The 17953-nt window shown below is 70.9% G+C and carries 15 protein-coding genes and 2 pseudogenes; 5 read left to right on the forward strand and 12 right to left on the reverse strand.

The features are described from left to right. Positions 1 to 29 precede the first annotated feature (29 nt). Genes ACQPXS_RS46265 through ACQPXS_RS46290 form a run of 6 tightly spaced genes read right to left on the reverse strand, consistent with a single transcriptional unit; the run spans position 30 to position 7673 of the window. Positions 30 to 2816, reverse strand: a complete 2787-nt coding sequence (locus ACQPXS_RS46265; protein WP_433455550.1) for a hypothetical protein — start codon at positions 2814 to 2816, stop codon at positions 30 to 32. Between the two features lies 1 nt (position 2817). Then, complete coding sequence (locus ACQPXS_RS46270) at positions 2818 to 3174, reverse strand: hypothetical protein (protein WP_433455552.1); 357 nt, start codon at positions 3172 to 3174, stop codon at positions 2818 to 2820. After that, positions 3171 to 5834 carry an ATP-binding protein gene (locus tag ACQPXS_RS46275; RefSeq protein ID WP_433455554.1) on the reverse strand — a complete coding sequence of 888 codons (2664 nt, stop codon included), beginning with the start codon at positions 5832 to 5834 and terminating at the stop codon, positions 3171 to 3173. Before ACQPXS_RS46275 ends, ACQPXS_RS46270 begins: the two co-directional genes overlap by 4 nt. Next, the gene (locus tag ACQPXS_RS46280; RefSeq protein WP_433455556.1) at positions 5831 to 6409 is read right to left on the reverse strand and encodes a hypothetical protein; all 579 of its coding nucleotides are present in this window, start codon (positions 6407 to 6409) and stop codon (positions 5831 to 5833) included. Before ACQPXS_RS46280 ends, ACQPXS_RS46275 begins: the two co-directional genes overlap by 4 nt. Further along, positions 6406 to 6747 carry a hypothetical protein gene (locus ACQPXS_RS46285; protein ID WP_433446128.1) on the reverse strand — a complete coding sequence of 114 codons (342 nt, stop codon included), beginning with the start codon at positions 6745 to 6747 and terminating at the stop codon, positions 6406 to 6408. Before ACQPXS_RS46285 ends, ACQPXS_RS46280 begins: the two co-directional genes overlap by 4 nt. Beyond that, the gene (locus tag ACQPXS_RS46290) at positions 6744 to 7673 is read right to left on the reverse strand and encodes a conjugal transfer protein (protein ID WP_433455558.1); all 930 of its coding nucleotides are present in this window, start codon (positions 7671 to 7673) and stop codon (positions 6744 to 6746) included. Before ACQPXS_RS46290 ends, ACQPXS_RS46285 begins: the two co-directional genes overlap by 4 nt. A gap of 718 nt (positions 7674 to 8391) precedes the next feature. Between ACQPXS_RS46290 and ACQPXS_RS46295 the strand changes: the two genes are divergently transcribed. The 3 genes from ACQPXS_RS46295 (at position 8392) to ACQPXS_RS46305 (ending at position 11806) form a co-directional block, all read left to right on the forward strand. Continuing rightward, a complete protein-coding gene (locus ACQPXS_RS46295; protein WP_433456255.1) occupies positions 8392 to 9852 on the forward strand; it encodes a hypothetical protein in 1461 nt (486 codons plus the stop codon). Further along, positions 9849 to 10430: a hypothetical protein gene (locus ACQPXS_RS46300; protein ID WP_433455560.1), complete on the forward strand. Its 582-nt coding sequence runs from the start codon at positions 9849 to 9851 to the stop codon at positions 10428 to 10430. Before ACQPXS_RS46295 ends, ACQPXS_RS46300 begins: the two co-directional genes overlap by 4 nt. A gap of 728 nt (positions 10431 to 11158) precedes the next feature. Then, entirely contained in the window at positions 11159 to 11806 is a 648-nt protein-coding gene (locus ACQPXS_RS46305) for a restriction endonuclease (protein ID WP_433455562.1), read from the forward strand. 247 nt (positions 11807 to 12053) lie between these two features. On the opposite strand, the gene ACQPXS_RS46310 is transcribed toward ACQPXS_RS46305, so the two are convergent. The 4 genes and pseudogenes from ACQPXS_RS46310 to ACQPXS_RS46325 form a co-directional block, all read right to left on the reverse strand. Further along, on the reverse strand, positions 12054 to 12377 hold the full coding sequence (locus tag ACQPXS_RS46310; RefSeq protein ID WP_433456257.1) for a DUF6193 family natural product biosynthesis protein: 324 nt from the start codon (positions 12375 to 12377) through the stop codon (positions 12054 to 12056). Between the two features lie 10 nt (positions 12378 to 12387). Beyond that, a pseudogene (locus ACQPXS_RS46315) lies at positions 12388 to 12561 on the reverse strand (transposase); the annotation flags it as partial. Positions 12562 to 12649: 88 nt separating this feature from the next. Then, positions 12650 to 13653, reverse strand: a pseudogene (locus ACQPXS_RS46320) (IS5 family transposase). A gap of 235 nt (positions 13654 to 13888) precedes the next feature. Beyond that, on the reverse strand, positions 13889 to 14809 hold the full coding sequence (locus ACQPXS_RS46325) for an alpha/beta hydrolase (protein WP_433455564.1): 921 nt from the start codon (positions 14807 to 14809) through the stop codon (positions 13889 to 13891). 176 nt (positions 14810 to 14985) lie between these two features. Here ACQPXS_RS46325 and ACQPXS_RS46330 point away from each other — a divergent pair, with 176 nt between their 5' ends. Continuing rightward, positions 14986 to 15852, forward strand: a complete 867-nt coding sequence (locus ACQPXS_RS46330; protein WP_433455566.1) for a helix-turn-helix domain-containing protein — start codon at positions 14986 to 14988, stop codon at positions 15850 to 15852. Further along, on the forward strand, positions 15849 to 16241 hold the full coding sequence (locus tag ACQPXS_RS46335; RefSeq protein ID WP_433455568.1) for a DUF2255 family protein: 393 nt from the start codon (positions 15849 to 15851) through the stop codon (positions 16239 to 16241). The genes ACQPXS_RS46330 and ACQPXS_RS46335 overlap by 4 nt, the downstream gene beginning before the upstream one ends. A 270-nt stretch (positions 16242 to 16511) precedes the next feature. On the opposite strand, the gene ACQPXS_RS46340 is transcribed toward ACQPXS_RS46335, so the two are convergent. Beyond that, positions 16512 to 16784, reverse strand: coding sequence for a hypothetical protein (locus ACQPXS_RS46340; protein ID WP_433455570.1), 273 nt, complete (start codon positions 16782 to 16784; stop codon positions 16512 to 16514). Between the two features lie 91 nt (positions 16785 to 16875). Then, a complete protein-coding gene (locus tag ACQPXS_RS46345) occupies positions 16876 to 17808 on the reverse strand; it encodes an aldo/keto reductase (protein WP_433455572.1) in 933 nt (310 codons plus the stop codon). Between the last annotated feature and the right edge of the window lie 145 nt (positions 17809 to 17953).

A 17953-nucleotide genomic window follows, 5' to 3' on the forward strand; every position in this document is an offset into this window, starting at 1 on the left:
CCACCGCCTGATGCGGCGTCCCGGCGGCCTCACTCCTCTTCACCGTCCGCCTTCCGCCGCCGGGCCTGCTCCCGGTGCCGGCGTTCGGCCTCGGGCGCGGTGCGCCGCATCAGCTCCTGCATCCGGGCCCGCGCCTCCTCACGCGCCGGGTTGCGCGCGCTCCGGCCCCCGGGAAGAACGGGCCCGCCGCGAGCGGGCCGAGGCCGCGGCGCAGGGCCGTCGATGGGTCGGAGCGGTGCCGGGGGCGGAGTGGCCGCAGGACCGCCTCTGGGCCGAGGGGGCGGTGTGGGGGCAGGGGTCGGACCGCCCGGGGGACGGCCGGAGGGCGCAGGGCTCGCAGGGGCAGCCGGGCGGGGGGCTGCGGACGGTGCGGCTGCGGTCGGTAGGCGGCGGCCGGCGAACGGGCCGGGTCCGCCGCTGTCGTCGCCGTACTCGCGCATGACATCGGCCACGTGACGTCCCGTGTCCGACCAGGCCCGGGCGTCCTCGCGGATGGTGTTGCCCCATACCCGCACCTGCTGGCGGGCGTCCTGGGAGTAGCGCGAGCCGCCCGACCGCGCCCGGCGGACATGGGCGGGTAGACCGACGGTCGCCCCGTAGGCGGCCCGGCCGCCGCGGTTAAGGATGCGGTAGCCGCGGAAGCGGACGAGCCGGTTGTGGGCGCGGGTGGACAGCAGGATGCGGTTGCTGTTGTGGTCGTGCAGGACCTGGCCGGTGGTGCGGTCGACGACTTGTCCCTGCTCGTTGCGGTACCGGTCGGGCGGGCCTGAAGGCCGGCGCGGCCCTGCGCCGCCGCCTGTACCACCGTTCCCGCCGTCCGACGGACCTCCCCCGTTCGGGTCCCCGTCGGCGGTGGGCTTTTGCCACTTGGCCAACTGCTCCTTGTCCGGCCTGCGTCCGATCAGCAGCCCGTGCGCACCCTGGGCGCCGAGCCGTGCCCCCAGCGCGCCTATGGCCGCGGCCGCGGTCAGCGGGGCCAGCCCGCGCCCGGCCTCGGCGGTGGCGTCGGCGAGGACACGGCCGGTGTCCACCGGCATGCCCGCGCCGTCGAACAGGGAGGTGAGCGCGCCCATCAGGTGCTGCCGGGTGCCGAGCATCCCGAACCGTCCGCCACCTTGGCCGGTGAGGGCGCGTAACCCTGCGCCGTATCCGCCCAGTGCGGCGGGGGAGTTCATGGCGAGCGCGGCGCCGAGCTCGGAGGTGTCGCCGGGCATGTGGGTGCCGCCGACCTTGGCGTAGCGCATCCGCATGGCCATGCGCCGGCCGAAGGAGGTGAGGGACGCCAGCAGCCTGCGGTGCCCGGCTGCGCCGGCGATGGCGAGGACGTCGATGAGTAGGATCCGCTCCACCATCAGGTCGGGCCCGTCGGTGATGGTGGCGTCGACGGCGATCCCGAAGAACGGGATGAACGCGCAGATGGCGACCACGGCCAGGACCGCGATGCCCCACAGGGACAGCCACTTCCACACGCTCTGGCGTGCGGGGCCGGGCAGCATGCCGGCGACGAAGGTGACGCCGCCCGCGGCCGCGGCCGCCACGCAGACGCCCTGGGTGCCCAGCAGCACGATGGCGCTGGAGAGCAGCATGCCGCAGATGAACAGCACCGCGATGAGCAGCAGGGCGGCACCGCCGAGGCGCCACCAGGTCGGTTTCTCCGCGTAGGCGGCGCAGGATTTTCCGACCGGCCCGGCTCTCTTCATGTCGGTGAGGAAGGCCGCGAACTGCCGGTCTTCGTCGGTGACGATCGCGTTGGAGGCGTTCAGCAGGTCGTCGCCTGAGGTCAGGGACGGCAGGGTGTCCGTGTCGGGCAGGCCTTGGTCGCGTTCGCAGTACTTCTTGGCGGCCCCGTGGATGAGACTGCAGGTGTCCTTGGCGTCCTTCCTCTGCTCGCAGGTGTCCCGCATGGGCGGCGCGAGCGTGTCGCAGTTGCTCGTGCCGGCGTCGGCTTGGTACCAGCCGGTGATCCATTTCAGGTGGACGGCGTAGGCCTTGGCATCGGAGGGCTTGGACGGGTCGAGGATGCGCCCGTACTCCAGCAGCATGTACGGCTTGACGATCAGCGCGTTGGTGATCGAGTCCTGCAGAGGCCGGGCCACCTCCTCGGCGGTGACCGGTGCCTCGTCTTCCTGTTGCAGGCATTTGAGCTCGGCATTCCCGCTCATCTGCTCGCAGGGGTCCTTGGCTGCGATCTTGCCGCCCCAGTGGTAGGAGTTGACGCTCTGCTGGGCGACGTTGGCGGCGACCTGCTGGCCCTGGCCGAGCGGCCCGTCTGCCGCGAGCAGGTAGTCGGGGCGGACGAATGCCGACGCGGCAAACGCCGCGATGAGCAGCGTCAGGAAGATCTCGCCCAGACCGCGGCCGACACGACCCCGCACGATCATGAAACCGGCGAACACGAACGCCCAGGCCAGCAGCAGGCCCTTCAGCCCCAGCGTGTCGACGACCACGCTGTCGTAGGTGTCGGCGACCTGCTCGGCCGGACGGGTCAGGATCTTCAGCAGCGGGAAGCGCAAGGCCATCTCGATGGACCACCCGGCCAGCCCGACCAGCAGCCGGATCAGCGTGAACAGCCCCGACATGGCGAACGCCAGGGCTTGGGACTTGAAGGCGACGATGGAGCCGCCTGAGGCGTCCAGCTCGTAGGAGTTGATCGGCACCCCCTCGGAGGAGGTGATGTTCAGCGGAGCGAGCAGGTCGCCACTCTCGCTGTTGCTGTCCGCCGCGTACACGACCTGGGTGTTCACCAGGAGGAAGATGCCGGTGAGCAGGACGACGAAGCCGGCCGAGCGGAGCGTGCCGCGGTCTGGACGCACCATCTCAATGCCGCCTTTGCCCGGCGCTCTTGCGGCGTCGCCAGATCACGAGGGCGGCCAGGCCCGCGCCGGCCGACACGAGCCTGAACACCGCTCCGGCGGTGCTGCGGTGCCCGGTGGAGGCGGAGTATGTGGCGCCGCGCTTGCAGTACGCCTTGGCCCGTCCCACGATCACGGCACACGGGTCGTGGTGTGGCGCGTGGGCGTCGGTGGCGAAGGCCCGCCCGGTGTGCGGCCAGCGGGGTTCCGGCACGCTCATCGACAGGACCAGGAGTAGCACGGCGACGGCGACGGCGATTACCGTGAGGATGGTCGCGGCCACGGCGATGCGCCGGGAGCGGGCGGGGGAGAAAGAGGTCACCAGAGGTGCTCCTTCGGGCGATGACCAGTGCCCTGACCAGCAGGGTCGCGGTGTCCCGGCGTGGTGGTGATGGAGGTGGTGATCCGCGGGAGGCGGGGGATGACGGCTTTGACGCGGCCGGTGTTCTGCCGGGGGCAGGTGAGCAGGAACTCACCCTCGCGGCCTTTGTGCCCGACCGGGGACAGACCGGTCGTCACCAGCCTCACCAGCTCTTCGTTGGTGGAGTCGAGCCCGATGAACTCCAGGCCGCGACGAGCACGTTCGCGGTCGGCGGTGCGGGCGAGCGCGCGGTAGGCCATCAGCCCGCGGTCGGGGCCGAGTTCTTCGGCGTCGTGGCTGCCGGCCAACAGGCCGGCGCCGTGCTTGCGTCCGTCGTGGAGGATCTCGTGGACCAGGGCGGTGCCCTCGGCGGAGGAGGTCAGCCAGTACAGCTCGTCCAGCACGACGGCGGTGAACCGCTCGGGGTCCTCGAACGCGGTTTGCCGGGCGATCGCGGCGATCAGGTAGAGCACCGCACGCCCGATCAGCGCTTCCAGCGGCTGCTGGTGCAGCACTTCGGGCTTGTCGAACGCGGCCTTTGGCGGCAGCTTCAGCCCGGTCGTGGTGATCACGATCATGTCGCAGGTGCTGGAGGCGTCCAGCCTGACCGGCGGCAGCGCCGGGTCGAACACCATCGCCGCCAACGGGTTGGTGGCGACGACACGGATCAGCCCGGCGAGGGTGGAGGCCGCGTCCTGCCGCTTGCCCGCCTTGCTTGTGGCCATCTCCTTCAGGACCTCAAGGACGCGGTGCATGGACGGCTGCGGTCCGGCGGCGGCCTGCGCGACGGCGTGGTGCAGTATTTCGCCGCTGGTGCTCATGGGGCCGATGCCGAGCTGCAGGGTGAGGTAGGACAGGGCGTAGTGGCGGCCCTCGGGGCCGTCGAACATGCGCAGGGGGTCGATGGACACCTCGGCCTGCGCGGCGTCGACGATCTGGACGCGGCCTTGGGCCGCGGTGCGGGCGAAGGTGGCCCACTCGCGGACCGGGGTGCGGTCGATGCAGATCGCGCAGCCGCCCCGCGCCCATGTCGCCTCCGCGATCAGCTTTTGCAGCACGCTTTTGCCCGCGCCGAGATCCCCGACGATCCCCATCGACGCCGACGCGTCGACCTTGGGGGCGTCCGCCACGTTGATCATCACGGGGCGGGTGGTGCCGCTGTCCAGGTCGATGCCGAGGAACATGCCGTTTGGGTCGCCGACCTCCGCAGTGGTGAAGGCGCCGGAAAGCGCCCAGTCCTCGCTGATCTGGTGCTGGGTGAACTCCCGCACCACGCCGGGCCGCACCGTGCCGGGCAGGCCCAGGGAGAACAGGGCCTGTTGCAGGCCGGCCGGGCGCACCGCGCGGTAGTCGGCGCCGCCGAGCAGGGCGGCCAGGGCGCGGGCGCGTGCGTCGCAGACGGCGGCGGTCGGCCCCCACACCGTCAGCACCGTCACCGACTGCACCTCGACCTCCACGCTGGTGCGGGACAGACGCGCATCCAGCTCGCCCAGATCGCGGGCGGCCTCGGTCAGCGAGGCGGGCATGCCGGTGGGGCGGGCGTCGTACTGGTCGGCCTGGTCGATGAGTTCGTTCTTCTTGCGCCGCACCTGATCCCGCGCCTTCTCCGCGGGCACGAGCGTGAGGTCGACGGTGTAGTCGACGGGGAAGTCGAGCGTCTCCAGCTGGGCGAACAGATCCGCGGCGTCCTGGCTGACCGCGGGCGGGCACTCGGCCAGCGCCAACTGTGCCTGATACCCGATCCCGGCATCGGTTTCGACCTGCAGCCAGCGCCGCCCGAGCGGCGAGCCAGTCCTCAGCCGCCACCAGGCCGTGCGCCCCGAACGCGTGATGCGGCCGGCGTTCTTGAGCTCGCCCGTGTCGTCGAGTTCGGGGTCGATGCCGCCTTCCTGCAGGCGGACCTGGCCGAGATCGGCGTAGCTGGGGGAGCGCAGCACCCCGTCACGGATCTGCCCGCCGTACATCTCGCTGGTCTCGGCCTCGGCCAGCAACGGTTCCGCCAGGCCGCGGTGGAGGACGTGCTGGATCATCCACACGATCTCCGCCGGGCGGGCGGGGCGGAAGGCGATGCCGCCGGCGAGCGCGGCCTGAACCCGCAACGCCTGCTCGCGGTAGGCGCTCACCTCGCGCCGGGCCACGGGCGCCGGGCGCATGCCCAGCAGCGGCGCGATCTCGGCCCACGCCGCGCCGAGGGACGCCGACACCTGCAGGCCGCCTGTCTCGGTCTTAAGGGGCACGGCCAGCCACAGGGTGCGGCGGTGCATCTCCTGGCCGTCGAGCAGCTCCAGGGTGGCCTCGACGTTCTCCACCCACGGGTGCCGGCCCGCACCGGGGGCCTGCTCGGCCGGCTCGATGCCCTCGATCATCTTCAGGGCGATCTCACCCGGGTCGACCTGCGCGCACAGACCGAACAACCTGGGTGCCCCGGACATCGAGCGCACCACGTGTGTGGTCTTGGCGAGCTGTTCGTCGCGGACCGCGGAAGGCACGTACGCGCCCTGGACACTCTCCTCACGCTGGCCGTGCGCATCCGGGCCGGGGTGCAGGCGGTAGACGGCCCACACGCCACCGTGCGTCGACCACACCAGGTGCCCGGCGATGTGACGGATCGGAACTCTCACCGCGCACCCCCCTGTTGGGCGAGCGCGAGCAGCTGCTGCACACCCGACACCGGCCCCGCCGCCACCGCGGGTGCAGCCGACCGTGGGCGGCGGGGCGCGGACGAGCGGCCGGCGGCCGGCCGCGCCAGCGGCGCCCGAGGGGCACCCTGCCCAGCCGCACAGGAGGGTGTGGCCTTCGCAGCGGGGCCCGGCGCGGGCAAGCGCTCGATGGTGAAGCCGCCCAGCAGCCACCGGGCAGCGCGGTCGCGGGCGGCCCGACCGCCGATCCGCCCGCCCCTCGGCTGCCAGCCCAGCAGCACCCAGCCCCACGCGGCCTGCACCGGCGCACGGCCGGCGATCTTCGGCCGGCGCACCACCCAGATCGCCACAACCCACGCGACCATGGGGACCGGCCCCATCCACGACCACCAGCTGACGGTCTTGACCAGGAGGAAGCCGCCACCGACCGCGAGAGCGATCTGCGCGGGGGTGTAGGGGCCGAGGGGGATCTTCCAGTCGGCGACTTTGCCCAGCACCCACGGGTGGCGGCGGGCGGCGGTGTAGAAGCGGCCCACCCGCGCTACGGCCGGGGTCACAGCCGGCCTCCTATGGTCGGCGTGTGGTCGCGGGAGGGCGGGAGTTCGGATTGGACGATGCCGGGGTGGGCGGGTGCGCCCTTGGACGGGTTCTTCACCTCGTCCTCGAACATGTGCGCCAGACTGTCGCGAGAGTTGTACAAGCCGAGCGCGATCACCATCAGCAGCAGGGCGCCGATGCCCGCCTTGAGGCTGAACTTCTGGATCATGATGGTGACGACAAGGACGAGGAGTCCGGCTTGGAGGCCCTTGGTCGCCCAGTTCTTGAACATGGTGATCCAGCTGTTGCCGAGGTCGTCCAACTGCCCGGCGAGCACCAGGCTGTGCACCGTGTTCATCGCACGCCCCCCTCCTGGGCCGTGCCGGGCTGAAGGCCTGCGACTTCCCACCGACCCGAGCGGGCCTTGAGGACGAGTTCGTAGGCGAGCGGCCACCGGCCGCCGGCATCCCGGGCCTCCACCCGGGCCAGGACACGCGCCCTCGTGCCGTCGGCAGGGACGTGTTCGGCGGCCGCTGCCTGTTCGACGGCCGACACCTGCTGGACCAGGACCGCCGTGTACGGGGCGGGGGAGATTGGTGCCAGGCTCACGCCGGGCGCGAGGTAGCGGCTCACCTCGCCGGTACCGGTCAGGTAGGCGGCGAGGAACTCCCCGACGGCCAAGGACAGATCACCGTCGGGGACGCTCACTCGGTACGGCGACTTCGCCGCCTCGGCCCGGGCCGGGCCGGCCACCACGCCGGGCGCACCGGTCACCGTGAACGAGGCGCCCGCCCGGTCGGCGACCACCGGCACCGTGTAGTAGCGCAACCGGCCGTCGGCGTACTGCGCAGCCACCGTCACCGACCACGCGCCGTCCGCACGGTGCGCAGTGCGCACCGCGGTCACGGACTCCGGCTTCGACTGCGCACCCGCTGCCGGGCTGGGCAGTTCGACGTCCGGGGCCATCGACTGCGCAAGCCGCGCCTGTGCACTGGTCGCGTCGTCGGCGCTGCTGCGCAGCCACGCGCTGAGGAACAGCTGCGCACAGCCGGCCGGGTCGGCGGCCGCCGAGGTGCGCACGGCGGCCGGTTTGGTTGCCGTGGCCGCCTGGACCGTGGTCGGGGTGGAGGCGACGGCGACGCACAGGGCGACGGGGCCGGCCGCGAGGGCGGTCCAGACCGCCAGGCGTGAGAAGCGTACGCGGCGGCGCATCGCCTCCAGCCGGGCGCCGGCTGCCATCGGAGCAGCGGCCTCGGTCTGTGAGGCCGGCTTGCCAGGAGACATGGTCAAACTCCCAGGTCAATTGCGGATGTTGCTGACCTTGAGAAAACCCGGCGGCCCCGACCCGACCACCGACCATGAACCCCCGACCATGGTCACGATGGGGACACGAAGTCCGTGGTGAGGGTCGTGGTCGGGCCCGACCACGACCCCGACCACGGGCCTGGCCGTGAGACGAGGCCAGGACATCGCGTCCGGTTCACGGTGCCGGGCCACGGGACTGCTGGGCGACCAGGTGACGCTCGGCCGGCGGGCCCGTCGTCGATGCGCAACGGCGGTCGCCTCTGCCCTCGACGGGTGCCTGCGCAGTGCCCCACCCGGTCCTGCGCAGCGGAAGATCAGGAATCCTCGGGCCGGCTGCGCAGTTGTACCGCGTGACGCGACTGCGCGGGGTCCTCGGTTGGTTGCGCATCCCGATTGCGCATCGCCCATCCAGCGCTGCGTGCCGGTTGCGCAGTCGCGTTGCGCAACGTGCGCACGGGGGGAAGGGGGCGTGGTCGACCCCAGACCATGAGCCCGACCACGGCAGCTAGCGGGCTGCGTTGCCGGATCGTGACAGGTGGTCGGGGCTCATGGCCGTCAGCTTGGTCGGGGGTGCCGGGTGAGCTGACGGCATGGATCGCGCGCACGCCTCCTTGACTCGGCGCCCCCGGCCACTGCACGCCCGCCTGCTCGCCCCAGGCCTCAGGGGCGGTTCGCTCATGGTGTGCGAGGGATCGCGGTGAGCGGCTTCGAGGCGGGGGTCCGGCGCGGGGTGATGGCGGCGGACCGGTTCACGCAGATCGCCAACGGCTTGTTCCGGGATACCCGGTTGTCCTTCAAAGCGAAGGGCTTGTTCGGCTACATCAGCACCCACGCCACCGGCTGGCAGGTGACGGTCGCCGACCTCGTGAGGGCCGGGCCCGACGGGCGGGACGCCGTACGCGCCGGCCTGAGCGAACTGCAAAGGCACGGATACCTCCTTCGCGAACAGCTCCGGCACGATGACGGGACGCTCGCAGAGATCGTCTACTCGATCACGGACCGACCGCTGGCCATGGACGCCGGCCTCGTGCGGGCGGCCGGTGTGGCGTTCGCCTCCGTTCCGGCCGGCGGGGCGGTGCGCGGCTTGGGGGCGGGGATCCGGCGCGGGGTGATGGGGGCGGACCGGTTCACCCAGATCGCCAACGGCCTGTTCCGGGACTCGAGGTTGTCGTTGAAGGCGAAGGGGCTGTTCGGACTCATCAGCACGCACCGGGACGGCTGGCGGATGACCGTCACCGACCTGGCGCGCCGCGGCCGCGACGGCGAGGCCGCCGTGAAGAGCGGGCTCAAGGAGCTTCAGAAGCACGGCTTCCTGCTGAGGGAGCGCGAGCGCAACCCCGATGGCACCCTCGGTGCGGCCGCGTACGTCATCACCGACCTGCCCAGCCTGCCAAGCAGCAGGTCGCAACCGATGTCGGGTTTTCCACCGGTGGATAACCCGACGTCGGTTCATCGGCCCCCTAAGAACACCAACACAAAGAAGACCACCAAGCAGAACACCAGACCCCTCCGTCCGTGCGACCGCGGCGACCTTGCGCGGACACGCGCAGGGACGCAAGCGCCGGAGCAACAACCAGCGTCCTCGGCGGCCGCGTCCCGGACGGACGACCTGCATCCGGGGATCCGGCTGCTGCTCGAGATCGGGGCGAGCCGTCCCGAACTGCTGCTGACCGGGAAGACCCTGACCGACCAGGGCCGTGTGGCCACCGTGATGCTGGAGGCCGACTGGAGCGCCGATCAGCTGCGCCACGTCATCACCGATCGGCCCTTGCCGAGCCCGGTGCGTACCTCGGTCGGGGCGATCATCGCCGCCCGCCTGCGCGCCGCCCAGGCCTACCCGCCACCCCCTGCCGCGGCTGGCCACCCAAAGGCGGCTTTTAGCGACGAGCCGCGGACGCTCACGGCCACCTGCCGGTCGACGACGGCGGCCGCCCGCACCGTGAGCGAGGCCCTGACCTACCGGGCCCTCGTGGAATGCGCCGGCTGCGGCGTTCCCTCCACCGCGCCCGGCGAGGACCTCTGCCCGGCCTGCCTCGGCTGGCCGCTGTGCCGCGCCTGCCCCGGCCCCACTCCCCGCCGCGCCCGCCCCGGCGGCGACGGCCGCTGCACCACGTGCACCACCGCATCGAAGCGACCTGCGGAAGGAAGCAACCCATGAACGAGCCGAGCAAGCCCTCGCTCCCGGCAGAGCACGAGCGCGTGCCAGACGGCCACCAGCCGGCGGGCATGCCCCCGTACCGGCTGTTCGCGCACGAACCGTACTACCCGCTGCCCGCCCGGGAGATCAACACCTCCGTGGTCGCCGCGGCCTGCCTGCTCCACCCTCACATCACGCAGCCCGACGGGATGCGCATCCACCGGAAGCTGGTCCGGGGCCGCCGGCCGGGCGAGATCGTGCCGCTGGCCACACTCACCGAAGAACTGGGCGGCGGCGCCCACTGGGGCGAGGTCGGCGACTGGGAAGCGGTGGTGGCCGACATCGTCCGGCTCATCCGCAACCAGGGCTGCGACGCACTCAGCCTGGGCCTTGCACCCATCGAGCGGGCCCTGCTGTGCAGCGGCCCCGACAGCACCGTCCGCGTCGTCGACCCGGCCACCCACGAATGCACCTCCTACGGCCCACCAGAGCGCGCAGCAGTCCTTAACCAGGTACGCCACCACCTCACCTGGGCCGAGGCAGCCTGTTGCTTATGGCCCGGCGACCACCTGCTCAGCCCGCCGGGCACCAGGCCGTGAAACAGCGCAGGGATCTTGGCGCAGCCCCGCTCCACAGCCCGAAACGGCCCATGCACCGCCACAACCGGCACCTCGGCCTGGCTTACCGGGCCCGCCCAACAGCCTCTGATCGGCCGGGTGTCGAACACGCCGTTCTTTTGGGCCAAAGCTGCTGTGGCGGCAGAGGAACAGGGGAGGGCCTGCGGCGCCAGTGCGCGGCCTCTTGCACCCGGTTGCGGGCGGCAGCCTGCTGCCGACCGCAACCCGGTGCGCAGGAAGCGCAGGTGGAGGGGGGCGCCGGCCGGGTGGATTCGAACACCGTGCCCGCAAGGCAGGTCAGGCGGCGCGATAGTGCCGCCGCACGGGACGCCGGTCTGATCATTCCGGTGGTTTTGTCAGTGGCCGCTGCTACATCCATTCCCACAGCGCAGGCCGCAGCGGGCGGCCCGCCGCGATCGCTGCAAGGAGTTGGCGGTGGCGAAGGTACCTGAGGGATACCACGTGGTGCGTCGGCACATCCGGCGCAATCCGCGCCCCAGCGGAAAGAAGCTCAGCGGCTGGACGGTCGCCGGACTGATTGCGGGGGTGTGGTTATGGAGCCAGCTGTTTGGGTTCGGTGAAGCGTCCACCCCCCACACGCCTCCCACTCCCAGCCCGTCGGTGTCGGCTTCTGCGGGCCGTTGATGGGACGGCCGCGACTGAAACTGCGTGCCCCGCGGGGGCGTGGCGAACAACTGGCGGCGGCCGCGGTGGTGGCCGCCGCGGGATGGATGCTGCTGAGGACGACCGCCGTGCTGGGGCACGCGGCCCTGCGTGCCTGGCCGCTGACGGCCACCGTCCTGGCCACCGCCTTGGCCTATGGGATGTGGCGGATGGCGCGCTCTGCCGCCAGGCGGCGGACGAGGGCGGTGCTGCTGGCCCGGTTGCGGATCACGCTGGAGGAGTTCGATGCCATGGACGACCGGCATTTCGAGTACGCGCTGCGGGACCTGCTGATCAGAGACGGCTTCCATGCGCGACAGGTCGGCCGCGCCGGCGACCAGGGCGCCGACGTCATCGCCGAGCACCCTCGCCTGGGCCGCCTGGTCATCCAGGCCAAACACACCGCGGTCGCCGCCCGCGTCGGATCCCACGTGATGTACCAGGTGAAAGGAACCGCCGGCCCCGTCCACCGCGCCGACATCGCCGTCGTCGTCACCAACGGCCACCTCACCCGCGATGCCAAAACCTGGGGCCAGCGTCACCACATCTACTGGGTCGACCGGGACCGGCTCGGCCAGTGGGCCCAAGACGGCATCCCGCTGCAACAACTGCTGCGGCTACCGGCCAGACGGCGACGCAGGAAATCCACCCGCCTGGCCCGACGCGCGTCGTCCCTCCCGTCCGCGACGAGCTGAGCGCATGGGGCAGCTGGGGCGGCCTTTCGAAGCCCGGCGAACTGCGCGAGCATCATCCCGGCTGACTCGGCACTTGTGCTGCGCTCCAGCCGCCTGCAGATCGGGGCTGCCCGGGGGCGCCGGCGGCCAGCAGCGGGGCCAGGGCATGCCCTTGGCGGGCGTCGGTCTGCTTGTCGGTGGAATGCCGGGGGTAGATGCGGTCGGCCATGACCGATCGTTTCCCTTTCCCGGGTCGCCGGTGTCGCTCTCAGGAGTCTTGTGCAGGGTTCTCAGAAGACCTCTGGAGCAGGTCGGCAGGGATCCGGCCGACGGCGATGGCGATCGCTTCGGCGGCTGTGGTGACGTGGTGCAGGGCGGGGTCGTTCCACCATTCTCTGATGGTGTAGTCGCCGGTTCCCCGGGGTGAGTCGATCGAGGCGAAGGACGGGGAGAACGGGTAGTCGGGCGTGTTGGAGAAGCTCAGTGCCCAGTGGCTCGTGAAGGGGTAGAGCCTGCGGAGCTTCGGTTCGGCGTGGGCGGACTCGATGAGCGCCCGGTACTGCGGCCAGTCGGCGTCATCGGCATCCTTCAGTAGCCACTGCCTCCCCGAACCGGGCGGCCATCGGCTCGACCGACTTTCGTTGCCCGTCGGTCAGCAGCCCCCGCAAGTAGACCTGCCCCCACCGGCGCTGGTCCTTGCGCGCGAATGGCTCGAACACCTCCGCCGCGAACGTCTCCAACTCGCCACGCACCACGGCAATCTCGTCCGGAGTCACACACACTCAACGCCACACCGGGCCCGTAGGACACGCACCACTACAACCGACCTGACCAAGGCCTACTAGGGCCTGTGTGATGTTGTGATCATCCAGTTGTCTTCAGGAGGTCGTTGATCCAGATCATCGACGCGCGGAGGTGGAGGCCGGCGAGGTAGCTCTCGGGCGTCTTGTCGTACCGAGTGGCGATACCCCGCCAGGCCTTCAACTTGTTGATGAGCCGCTCTACGGTGTTCCGCTCCTTGTAAAGATCGCCGTCGTGGCATGTGGGGCGGCCGCCCCGGCGGCCTTTCTTCTTCCGGTTGGCGGTCTGGTCCTTCTTCTCCGGGATGACTGCCTTGATGTTGCGTTTCCGCAGGTAAGAGCGGTTAGCGCGGGACGAGTAGGCCTTGTCGGCGGCGACAGCGTCGGGCCGGCTCCGGGGCCGACCAACGGGAAGACGGATGCGCACCTTCTGCAGCACGGGGACGAACTGCGGGCTATCGGCGGCCTGTCCTGCGGTCAGTACGAGGGACAGCGGACGGCACTTGCGGTCGGCGGCGAGATGGATCTTGCTCGTCAGTCCACCACGGGATCTGCCGAGCAGGGCCTGGGTCAAGCGGAGCTTGCGCCGCCGCCTGATCCGCCGTCGCTCTTCCTGCTCGGGGTCGTCCCTGCCGTCCTGTCCGTTCTGTTCTGGCGGGCCGCCCCCTTTTGCCGGGCCCGCTCCTGCTCGGCGGCGGCTTCCTCAAGGGCGTCCATGACGTCCTTGCCGATGCGCATCCCGGCCGCGTCGTGGTGAGCGCGGGCAGTGGTGGAGTCCACGCTGACCAGGGATAAGTCCGTCTCTCCCCGGCGGGCGGCCTCGGCGATCATGCCTTCCAGAAGAGCGGAGAAGACCCCGGCGTCCCGCCACACGCGAAAGCGCCCGTAAACGGTCGCCCACGGTCCGAACTCGGAGGGCATCTCGCGCCACTGAGCGCTGGACCGGAACCGCCAGATCACCCCCTCGAACTGCTCCCGCAGCCGCTCGGGGTACGGACCGTACTCGCCTATCGGCAGGTACGGCTCGATGAACTCCCACTGCTCGTCGGTGAGTTGCCTACGTGTCACACCCAGCGTCCTACCAGGTCCCGTCCCCACACGGGACGAGAACCCGAGATTGATCACGACCTCACACAGGCCCTAGGTGTGGCTGGGGGCAGGCACCTCGTGAGGATCCGCGCGCACTACATACACCCCCGGCCCGATCCTGTCCGAAGCGCGCCGGATACGGGGGACCGCTCGACCTGCTGCGCGCCTGAGGGCCGGAGGAGTAGCTCCTGCAGGCGAAGTGACCCGCCGTGGGTTACTTAGCGAGGTGGGTGGTGAAGAAGTCGGTGAGCTTGTCCACGGCGGGGTCGATGTACTCCTGCTTGTCGTAGAGGTCGACGTGGCTGGCTCCGGGGATGCGGTGGAGCTCCTTGGGGCCGGTGGCGGCCTGGTGGACCTCGATCGCCATCCAGGCGGTCACCGCTCGCTCCCCGATGATCTGCAGGATCGGACGAGGGCCGATGAGAGGGACCGAGCGGAAGACGTCACTGGAGGCCATCTTGTCGACGCTCTCCCAGGTGAGGAACTTCGCGGAGCGCTCGTGATACCCGCGGGCGCCGCAGTAGTACTCCCAGCCCTCGACGCCGTGCTCGCCGCCCAGGGCGCCCGCCTCCTCGGCGGTCTCGGGGAACATCGTCAGCACGCCGGGGTCCTCGCCGCGGGCGGCACGGGAGCGGGCCTGGGCAGCGGCGTCCAGCAGGGCCTGGAAGACCGCCGGGTCCTGGGAGCCGTCGGCGCCGAAGCGGAACTGCCGGGCCGGTTCCGCGGTGCTCACGGTGGCCACGGCCTTGACGCGGTGTTCGCCACCGGTAGCCGCCAGCGAGTAGCCGCCGGAGGCGCAGACGCCCAGCAGGCCGATCCGCTCGGCGTCGACCTCCTCGCGGGTGGTCAGATACGACACGGCCGCCTTGAAGTCCTCGATGCGCTGGGCCGGGTCCTCCAGGCCGCGCGGCAGACCGCCCGACTCACCCTGGTAGGCGGCGTCGAAAGCGAGGGTGACAAAGCCGCGCTCGGCCATCAGCCACGCGTAGGTGCCGGAGGTCTGCTCCTTCACCCCGGTACCGGGGTGGCCGACCACCAGCGCCGGACGGGGGCCGACGGCCGGGAGGTCGGGGGTGTAGAGGTGTGCGGCGATCTCGATACCGGCACTGTCGAAGCTGATACGGGTCCTGGCCATGGAAAACACTCCGGAAGGTCCGTGCCGAACTGGGTGGGTGGGCCCGGTCTGCGCCAGGCACGCCTTCACCATCCGCTGCCTGTCCGGTCCGCGGGAGAGGCGGGTTTCTGCCTGGGAAAGAACCTGCCCCCGCACACCTGTGCCGCGCCCGCGGCGGCCGCAGGACACTGGACAGCATGAAACCGACACCCGATTCCCACCTCGGTGCCTTTCTGCGGGCCCGCCGGGCGCAACTGGACCCTGAGGAGTGCGGTCTACCGGCGACGGACTCCGCCCGCCGGGTCAAGGGACTGCGCCGGGAGGAGGTCGCCACCCTCGCCGCGATCAGCGTGGACTACTACACCCGCCTCGAACAGGGCCGCGTCCGCGCCTCGGCCGCTGTCCTGGCCACCCTGGCCCGCGCCCTGCGCCTCGACGACGACCAGCAGCGCTATCTCTACGAACTGGCCGGCCGCACCGACGAGCAGCCACGCCGCCGCCGGGCACCCCAACGCCTGCGCCCCGCCATGCGCCGCCTGCTGGACCAGCTCACCCACACTCCCGCCCTCGTTCTCGGCAAACGTCTCGACATCCTGGCCTGGAACCAGGCCGCCGCAGCCCTCTACACCGATTTCGCCGCGGTACCGGCCGACCGCCGCAACTACCTGCGCCTGCTTTTCACCGACACGGCGATCCAAGAGCTGCACCTGGACTGGGAACACGACGCCCGCGATGCGGTGGCTGCCCTGCGCCTGGAGGCCGCGGCCGATGCGGGTGACCCGGAACTGGCCCGCCTGGTCGGCGAACTGTCCGTCCGGAACGACGACTTCCGCACCTGGTGGGCCGAACACCGCGTGAACAGCGCCGCCTACGGCACCAAGCACTACCGCCACCCTCTGGTGGGCGACCTCACGCTGGACTGCGACACCTGGGCCAGCCCCGATGGCTCCGGACAGCGCCTGATGGTCCTGACCGCCGAGCCGGGCAGCCCTTCCGACGACGCCCTGCGCATCCTCGTCTCCTGGACCACGGAGGAGGCCGACACCGAGGATCTGAAGCGATGACCGCCTGGACGGCCGAAGACCAGTCCCTGTTCGCCGAGACCTCCTCACTCGTCCTGGTCGCCGGGGACGCCGATCGCCCCGGGGTGGAGATCGGCATGGTCGTCGTTGACGGTGAGTTGTACGTCCGCGCGTACCGCGGCGTCCGCTCCCGCTGGTACCGGGCGGCGCGCGAACACGGTCGCGGAACGATCCGAGTGGGCCCCGTCAGCCGCGATGTGCTGCTCACGACCGGCAGCCTCGGACTGCCCGCCGGGCTCGACGCCGCCTTCAGCAGCAAGTACGGCCCGATGGCCGACGCCCTGGTCGCGAGCCCGCAGGCCCGGGAGGCGACGATCCGCATCGATCCGGCACCCGTCGCGGCCCCCCGACGGGGCAGGAACCGGAACTGAGCCGGCACGCCGGGGGGAGGCGTACCGGCTCAGGGACCATGGGAAAGACGGGGGCCGCAGCCCAAGGCCTGCCATGTCCACCGGCTGCACCTGGCAGCCGAGTCAGGGGGGCGTTCCGGCTGCCGGACGCGACACCTCCAGCATTCCGCGCACGGTGCCCGGAAGCGATCAGGCAGGCCCCACAGTGCCTGCTCGTCCGGCTGTAGGGACAGCCCGAGGCTCACACGTACGCATTGCCGACACCTGACCTCTGCCGTCGGTCGGTGTCGGTCAAATGCGCGACGAAAGCGTCCATGCGCCCCTTCGCTCACTGGCTCCCACCCCTTTGTCGGGCTGGATGTGGTGGTCGCCGGCCAGCCACAGGTACCCGCCGGAGCGCGAACCCTGCTGCGACAACGTTGACTCAGGCGCCGCCGCGGCGGCCTGGCCCGCGCCGCCGAGCACGCCACCCGCCGCCAGGCCGGCCCCGAGCAGACCGGTGCGGCGCAACATGGAACGGCGCGAGAGCTGGCTGGGGGGCAGTTCCTCGTCCGGGACCGACATGTCCAGGGCCGGAGCAGGGCCGAGGCGTCCCCGACACCACACGCCCCATGACGCTTCAGCAACGATCGAGCACGCCCGAGCCCGAGCGGGCTTACGGCACGGTGTAACCGGCGGCGCGGAAGAGTTCGTACCACTCGGCGCGGGTGAGCGGCAGATCCGAGCCCTGTGCCGCGGCGGCCACGCGCTCGGGCGTGGTGGTGCCGAGCACGACCTGCATCTGTGCGGGATGGCGGGTGATCCACGCGACGGCGATCGCTTCGGCCGGGACGCCGTACTGGTTTGCCAGGCGGTCGACAATGGCGTTCAGCTCCGGATAGCGGTCCGAACCGAGGAAGGGACCGTCGAAGAACCCGGCCTGGAAGGGCGACCAGGCCTGGATCGTGATGTCGTGCAGACGGCAGTAGTCCACGATCCCGTCATCCCGCACGACCGACTGGTCCAGCCCCTGCATGTTGGCCGCGACTCCCTGCGCGATCATCGGCGCGTGCGTGATCGACAGCTGCAGCTGGTTCGCGACGATCGGCTGAGTGACGTACCGGCGCAGCAGGTCGAGCTGGCGCGGGGTTTGGTTGGACACGCCGAACGCGCGCACCTTGCCGGCCGCCGACAACTCATCGAAGGCGCGGGCGACTTCTTCCGGTTCCACGAGCGCGTCAGGCCGGTGCAGCAGAAGGATGTCGAGGTAGTCCGTGCCCAGGGCCGCGAGCGACCCGTTCACCGACTCGACGATGTGTTGGTACGAGAAGTCAAAATACGGCCCGTCCGGGACGATGCCCGCCTTCGACTGGATGACGAACTGCTCGCGCTCGGACGAGGTCAGCTTCAACGCCTCGGCGAAACGCCGCTCGCAGCCATGCAGGCTCGACCCGTACACGTCGGCGTGGTCGAGAAAGGTGATGCCGCAATCTCGGGCGGTGCTCACGAGCGTGCGCACCTCGTCGTCGCTCTTGTCCTGGATCCGCATGAGTCCGAGGACGATGTTCGGCACCACCATGTCGGTGCCGGGCAGAGTGAAGGTCTTCACGGTTTCCTCCAGGTCGGATCAGACGGACAGACGGGCGACTTGGTCGGCCGTGAGCACCAAGGTCGGCGCCGCCCGTTCACTGTAGAAATCAATGATCTAGGAGTCCAACAACTGTCAATTGTCGGATTCAGAAACTGAAGTGGTG

This window comes from Streptomyces sp. CA-142005, from assembly GCF_050942335.1.
Taxonomy (GTDB): domain Bacteria; phylum Actinomycetota; class Actinomycetes; order Streptomycetales; family Streptomycetaceae; genus Streptomyces.

What these genes read in the sequence shown, in the direction of transcription:
- ACQPXS_RS46300 (WP_433455560.1), top strand. Translation starts at nt 9,849, where the DNA reads ATGAACGAGCCGAGCAAGCCCTCGCTCCCGGCAGAGCACGAGCGCGTG.
- ACQPXS_RS46325 (WP_433455564.1), bottom strand. Translation starts at nt 14,809, where the DNA reads ATGGCCAGGACCCGTATCAGCTTCGACAGTGCCGGTATCGAGATCGCC.
- ACQPXS_RS46340 (WP_433455570.1), bottom strand. Translation starts at nt 16,784, where the DNA reads ATGTCGGTCCCGGACGAGGAACTGCCCCCCAGCCAGCTCTCGCGCCGT.
- ACQPXS_RS46290 (WP_433455558.1), bottom strand. Translation starts at nt 7,673, where the DNA reads ATGTCTCCTGGCAAGCCGGCCTCACAGACCGAGGCCGCTGCTCCGATG.
- ACQPXS_RS46265 (WP_433455550.1), bottom strand. Translation starts at nt 2,816, where the DNA reads ATGGTGCGTCCAGACCGCGGCACGCTCCGCTCGGCCGGCTTCGTCGTC.
- ACQPXS_RS46330 (WP_433455566.1), top strand. Translation starts at nt 14,986, where the DNA reads ATGAAACCGACACCCGATTCCCACCTCGGTGCCTTTCTGCGGGCCCGC.
- ACQPXS_RS46285 (WP_433446128.1), bottom strand. Translation starts at nt 6,747, where the DNA reads ATGAACACGGTGCACAGCCTGGTGCTCGCCGGGCAGTTGGACGACCTC.
- ACQPXS_RS46335 (WP_433455568.1), top strand. Translation starts at nt 15,849, where the DNA reads ATGACCGCCTGGACGGCCGAAGACCAGTCCCTGTTCGCCGAGACCTCC.